The sequence below is a fragment of the Gellertiella sp. DMC107 genome (genome assembly GCF_056313605.1).
Map to the genome: position 1 here is coordinate 511,787 of NZ_JBQUZZ010000004.1, position 6,339 is coordinate 518,125.

Below are 6,339 nucleotides of genomic sequence, written 5' to 3' on the forward strand. Positions count from 1 at the left end.
CCCGTCAGGCCGCGCAAATTACCTCTCCATTGCTTTTTTGCAACAAGGCAAAGGCCCGGAATCCGGGGATATCCATGACTCTTCTCTCTCTTCATGCAACAAATCCACTTGTCGATGGCAGGCAGTCGGAAAAGGCGCTGCTTGTGCGGCGCGGAATGCAGGCGCTGCTGACGGATTTGCGGCATGTCGCGCTGCCGGAAGTCTCCCTTTCGAGTGGCCGCAGGGCGGATCTCCTGACCCTTTCCGAGAAAGGAGAGATCTGGATCATCGAAATAAAATCCTCGATCGAGGATTTCAGGGTGGACCGGAAATGGCCAGATTACCGTGCCCATTGCGACCGGCTCTTCTTTGCCACCCACACGGACGTGCCGTCCGAGATCTTTCCTGACGATGCGGGACTGTTCATCAGTGACGGCTACGGCGCCCATCTGCTGCGGGAAGCACCAGAGCACAAGCTCGCCCCGGCGACGCGCAAGGCACTGACGCTCGCCGTCGCAAGGCTTGCCACGGCACGCCTGACACATGCCGAGCGGATGTTGGGAACCCTGCCGCCGGCACCCGGGGAAAAGGATTAGGGGATTATTTGGGCGCCCGCTTCGCCAATATGCGTTGAAGCGTCCGTCGATGCATGTTGAGCCTGCGCGCAGTTTCCGAAACGTTGCGTTCGCACATCTCGTAGACCCGCTGGATATGCTCCCAACGGACCCGATCTGCCGACATGGGATTTTCCGGCACTTCCGCCCGCTCGCCCGGCTGGCGGGTCAACGCGGCAAACACATCGTCCGCATCCGCAGGCTTGGCCAGATAGTCGATGGCGCCGAGTTTCACCGCCGTCACCGCTGTGGCGATGTTTCCATAGCCGGTCAGCACGATAATATGGGTATCTTCCCGCTTCTGACGGATCGACTCAATCACGTCGAGACCGTTGCCATCTCCCAGTCTCAGATCGACGACCGCATATTTGGGCGGATGCGCCCGGGCTTTCGCAACCCCTTCGGCAACCGATTCTGCTATCTCCACCTGGAAACCACGGGTTTCCATCGCCCGGGCCAGCCGCCGCAGGAATGGCCCGTCATCGTCCACGATCAAGAGCGAGGGGTCGACCGGGTCGATGCCGGAAGGGGCGGATGAATGGTCGGCGGCGGTGCTTTTCGGTGTCATTGGCGGCTTTCTCCCCAGGCGTCACCTGGCAATTGTTATGTATGACGGCTGGATTGCAGCGGGTAAAGGCGTCAGTTTAGCGCATCCATCACATCCCTGCGCCAGGTAACGGCAATCTGCGCCCCGCTTCGCCGGTCATTTCTGTTATTAAAGGTAATTTTCGCTCCGGAACGTTCAAGCAGTGTCTTTGCGATGAAAAGACCGAGCCCAAGGCCACCGGCACTGTCGTCCCTCTGCCGGTGCGTCACGTAAGGCTCCCCGATTCGGCTGAGGATATCGGGCGCATAGCCAGGTCCGTCATCCTCGATCACAAGAGTCACCTTGTCAGTCGTGTGCTCGACGGTAATGACGACCTCGCTCCGGGCGTAATCGACCGCATTTTCGATGAGGTTGCCGAGACCGTATATGATGCCGGCATTGCGGACGCCGACCGGTTCTCCTGTCCGCCCGGATTTGTCCACCACCCTTATGTCCACGCCCGGATGGCGATGAGGCGCCAGCACCTCCTCGATCAGGGATGACAGCGGCAGGCGCCGCATATGGGCTTCTTCTTCAGCGGATAGGGTCGTCAGCCGTCTGAGAATATCGCGGCATCGCTCGCTCTGGCTGCGCAGAAGCTGGACGTCTTCGCCAAAATGCGGATCCTTGCCGAGTTCCCGCTCCATTTCCTTGGCCACCACGCTGATGGTTGCGAGTGGCGTTCCAAGCTCATGGGCCGCCGCGGCTGCCAGGCCATCCAGCTGGCTGAGGTGTTTCTGGCGTTGAAGAACGAGTTCTGTCGCCGCCAGTGCATCTGCCAGCTGGGTAGCTTCAAGGGAAACGCGATAGGCATAAAAGGCGGCGAAGCCCATGGTGGATACGATGGCGCACCAGATGCCGAGACGCATCACGGAATCCAGGGTGAAGGCGTGATCCGGGTACCAAGGCAGCGCAAAGGGCGAAAAGGCGAGCGCTGTAACGCTGACCAGGGCGATGGAAATGAGGATAAGGCTTTGGCGTATGGGCTGTGACGCGAAGGATATAGTGACCGGCACGCAGATCAGCACGGAGAAGGGATTGGCAAGGCCGCCGGTGATAAAGAGCAGTGCCGAAAGCTGCACCAGATCCAGCGCCAGCAGGCAAGAGGTCGCGGCCGGCGCGAGCCGGAGCGTCGGCGGGAAAAGAAGCGTCAGGAGAATATTGGCAACCGCCAGCAATCCCACCAAGAGCAGGCAGGGGGCGAGCATCATCGGGAAGCCGAAAACGACCTTTACCGCCGCAACCGTGATCACCTGGCCGCCGACCGCCAGCCAGCGCAGCCGCACCAGCGTCTCAAGCCTGAGCCGCCGGCTGTAATGCGGGTCTGCCCGCAGCGAGCTGAGATCCATCGTCCACCTCCTGTCATGAGCCCTTCTGGCGCCACCGCATTTCCCTGTCGCCAGACGACAGGCTCAAGTGCCGCGCGGCTTTGCCCGGTGCGTGGGTATTGCATGGGCCGGATCGTCCGGCCACGGATGTTTGGGGTACCGGCCACGCATCTCTGACCGTACCTCCTTCCAGGAGCCGTTCCAGAAGCCAGGCAAGTCCCGTGTTGTCTGAATGGGCCGATGCGCCGGAGAGGTCAACTCAAGAAGAAGCGGCCAATTGCCACCGCCAATCACGGGATGAACCTTGAGCCCGAACAATTCCTGCACTCGGATAGCCAGAACCGGCTCGTCCCCGTCATAGCGTATCGGATGGCGCTGGCCGGTTGGCGCTTCGAAATGGGTGGGCGCAAGTCGCGTCAGGTCGCGTCTGAGGTCATAGGGCACAAGCGCCAGAAGGCCTTCGGCAATGCTGGCGGGCGTGATATCGGAAAGACTGCGGCTCTGTCCCTGAAAGGGAACGAACCATTCATCAAGGCGTGCCAACAATGCGGCATCCGATGTATCCGGCCATGGATCGCCGATAGCGCGGTGAAGGAACCCCAGTCGTTCCCGCAGCTGGTCCGCTTGCCCGTTGAAGGGAAGCGCCTGCAGACCAAGATCCTGCAGACCACTGGCAAGCGCCCGGGCAGCCTGATCGCCGGTCGGACGGGGAAGGGGGGATTCATCAAGGATGATGGCGCCGATGCGGGTCACCCGGCGCGCGCGCACCTGCCGGCTTTCCCGCTCGAAAAAGCACTGCTCTTCCCGAAGGATGGCCTCGGGCATGAAAGCCTCGACCCGAGCGCGGCTGGTTTCTGCCGCGGCGAGAATGCGAGCCTGCGCGGCCCGTCCCGTGAGGTCTGCGATAACCAGCATGGCACTCGCCGAGAGCCTTTCGGTTTCCGGCAGCTCCGCCCCGCGTCCATTGGCCATGACGAACCGGCCCCGTCCGCCGCGCTGAAGGGCAATTCGGTCGGGAAAGGCATGCATCAGCAGGTCGCCGGATAGCGGCGGCCCCACCGCCTTGACCTTCGCCCTGACAGCGCCCGCCAAGCGGGCAGCGAGCCGTCTCGCCTGCTGCGCGCGCTCGCCTCGATCCTGACGGAATCGCTTCAATCGCTCGTCCAGATCCACATCGTTCCCCCCGAGGCCCTGCTCCGTCAGGAGCACCGCAAGCAGCGCTGCCTCGGCGGCATGCCCGGTCTCGCCGGCGGCCAGGATCATGGCCGCCAGCCGCGGGGGAAGGGCCATGGAGCGGATCTGGCGGCCGGCCTCCGTCAATCGGCCGCTTTCGTCCAGAGCGCCAAGCTGCTTGAGAAGGGTTCGGGCTTCCGCCATGGCTGACGCCGGCGGCTGGTCCAGAAAACTGAGCTCTGCGGGGTCCTGCACCCCCCAATGGACGAGATCGAGCACGAAGGAAGAAAGATCGCTTGCCAGGATCTGCGGCGGTGTGTGTGCCGGAAGAGCGGCCGTTTGCCCAGCATGCCACAGGCGCAGCGCAATGCCGGGTTCGGTGCGGCCCGCGCGACCGGCCCGTTGATCCGCCGCTGCCCGGGAAACGCGTATGGTTTCAAGCCGGGTCATACCCGTCGACGGCTCGAAGACCGGAATTCGCTGCAGACCGCTATCCACAACGATCCGGACTCCATCGATCGTGATCGAGGTTTCGGCGATGGATGTGGCGAGGACGATCTTGCGCGCGCCCTCCCGGACCGGCTCGATTGCCGCGCGCTGTTCCGCCTGCGAGAGGTTGCCATAGAGCGGCATGATGGCGGTCGTCTGTGGCAGCCGGCCTGCCAGCCGCTCCGCCACCCGGTTGATTTCCCCCTGACCCGGCAGAAAGACCAGGATGGAACCGGTTTCCTGTTCGTGGAGCCGCACAATGGCGCGCACCACAGAATCGTCCAGCCGCTCGACTGGATTCCGATCTTCATGGCGAATGTCGATGGGATAGGTTCGTCCCTGACTCTGGATGACCGGTGCGCCCTGCAGCAATGCCTGCACCCGTTCCACATCCAGTGTCGCCGACATCACCAGAAGGCGCAGATCCTCGCGGAGGCCATTGCGTATGTCCAGCGCCAGAGCGAGACCAAAATCCGCATCCAGCGACCGTTCGTGAAACTCGTCGAACAGGACCGCCGACACCCCGTCCAGCGATGGATCATCGAGAACCATGCGGCTGAAGACGCCTTCCGTCACCACTTCTATGCGCGTCTTCTCCGATATCCGGGTTTCCATGCGCATTCTCAGGCCAACCGTCTCCCCGACCTCCTCACGCAGCAAGGCAGCCATCCGGGCCGCCGCCGCGCGGGCTGCCAGCCGACGCGGTTCCAGAAGAATGATCCGCCCGCCTTTCATCCACGGCTCCTCCAGAAGAAAGAGCGGTACGATGGTCGTCTTGCCTGCGCCGGGGGGCGCGGAAAGAACGGCAAGGCCGTCCGAGGCCAACGCTTTCCCAAGCGGTTCCAGAACCTCGCGGACGGGAAGGTCGGGGAGGGAGTAACGCATCTTTGCCTCGACAGGTAACAGTGGGTCCGAGAGACCGGGAACGAGCGGCGGCCCCGGCCTGTCCTTGCAACAGCCCGGGCTCAGCCCCGGCTGCGTTCATAGGCGAGGATAGCACCGGCCAGATCTTCCAGCGCCGCCCCGACGGATTTGAAGAGGGTGATTTCGCCAGGCGTTTTCCGGCCTCTGATGGAACCGGAGACCAGTTCGCCCAGATCGGCCTGGATCGCGTTTGCTGAAATGATACCCTCCCGGATCGGCTGAACGATGTCGCCGCCTTCACTGAGAACCCCTTCGCGCGTATCGGCAAAGATCCTGGCGCGCCGGACAGCTTCATTGTCACTCTCCCGCATGGAAGGCTTGAAAGCGCCCACGAGATCGAGATGGGCTCCCGGTTTCAGCCACTCGCCCCGGATCAGAGGTTCCGAGGAGAGGGTCGCACAGGAAATGATGTCCGCCTGCCGCGCTGCTGTCTCGAGGTCGGTCACCGCCCTGGCATTCAGTCCGAGCGCGCGCGCGTCTTCCGCCGTCCTCTCCGCATTGGCGCCATTGCGGCCCCAGATCGCGAATTGCCGGAGCGGGCGAACGCTGGCATGCGCTTCCATCAAATTCAGCGACAGGCGCCCGGTCCCGACCATGAGCATGGTTTCAGCGTTTTCGTCGGACAGATAACGAGAGGCCACGGCCGAGGCGGCGGCTGTCCGACGTGCGGTCAGCTCCCCGCCATCGAGTACGGCCAGCAGCTCACCGGTCTTGCCGGACGACAGAAGGTAGCTGCCGAAAATGGCCGGCAAGCCGCGAAGATGATTATCCGGGAAAACCGAGACGAGCTTCACACCTATATAGGCGCCCGGAACCCAGGCTGGCATGAGCAGAAGGGTTGCGGCGGTTTCCCCAGGCACTTCGACGTCGTGATGATGCCTGACGGGCATGACACACTGTCCACCGAACATGGATTCGACAGTCTGAATGAGGGCCCCCCAGGGAAGGGCCGCGCGGGTTTGGTCTGTATTGAGGATCAGCATGGAAGCTCCAATAGAGTGGGTTTCGACCTATTTAACCCTCCCCTATCCGAACCGCGATAGCGGGCGGAGACGAAAATCGACATTTTGCAGGAGGAGGAGAGTGAGGGCGCCGCACGGCGCGCGGCGAAATCCGCTGCTCCAAGAGCGGAAATCACAGCGCCACTAAATAATCTTTATATTTCATACACTTACAAATTTATATAATTTTTTTGACGGAATGGTGTTGACTGTTTTTGGTTGGTAGTTCTATAAGGCGATCACTG

The 6,339-nt window shown here is 62.2% G+C and carries 5 protein-coding genes; 1 reads left to right on the plus strand and 4 read right to left on the minus strand.

The window, feature by feature from the left end; translation table 11 throughout:
* The first annotated feature begins 74 nt into the window (after nucleotides 1-74).
* A complete protein-coding gene (locus ACT54B_RS16180; RefSeq protein WP_476046266.1) occupies nucleotides 75-575 on the plus strand; it encodes an MmcB family DNA repair protein in 501 nt (166 codons plus the stop codon).
* A gap of 4 nt (nucleotides 576-579) precedes the next feature.
* On the opposite strand, the gene ACT54B_RS16185 is transcribed toward ACT54B_RS16180, so the two are convergent.
* From ACT54B_RS16185 to lhpI, 4 genes are all read right to left on the minus strand, one after another.
* Nucleotides 580-1,161 carry an ActR/PrrA/RegA family redox response regulator transcription factor gene (locus ACT54B_RS16185; RefSeq protein WP_476046210.1) on the minus strand — a complete coding sequence of 194 codons (582 nt, stop codon included), beginning with the start codon at nucleotides 1,159-1,161 and terminating at the stop codon, nucleotides 580-582.
* Between the two features lie 71 nt (nucleotides 1,162-1,232).
* Nucleotides 1,233-2,528: an ActS/PrrB/RegB family redox-sensitive histidine kinase gene (locus tag ACT54B_RS16190; protein ID WP_476046211.1), complete on the minus strand. Its 1,296-nt coding sequence runs from the start codon at nucleotides 2,526-2,528 to the stop codon at nucleotides 1,233-1,235.
* Nucleotides 2,529-2,591: 63 nt separating this feature from the next.
* A complete protein-coding gene (gene hrpB, locus ACT54B_RS16195; protein WP_476046213.1) occupies nucleotides 2,592-5,054 on the minus strand; it encodes an ATP-dependent helicase HrpB in 2,463 nt (820 codons plus the stop codon).
* Between the two features lie 80 nt (nucleotides 5,055-5,134).
* A complete protein-coding gene (lhpI, locus tag ACT54B_RS16200) occupies nucleotides 5,135-6,076 on the minus strand; it encodes a bifunctional Delta(1)-pyrroline-2-carboxylate/Delta(1)-piperideine-2-carboxylate reductase (protein ID WP_476046215.1) in 942 nt (313 codons plus the stop codon).
* Nucleotides 6,077-6,339 lie beyond the last annotated feature (263 nt).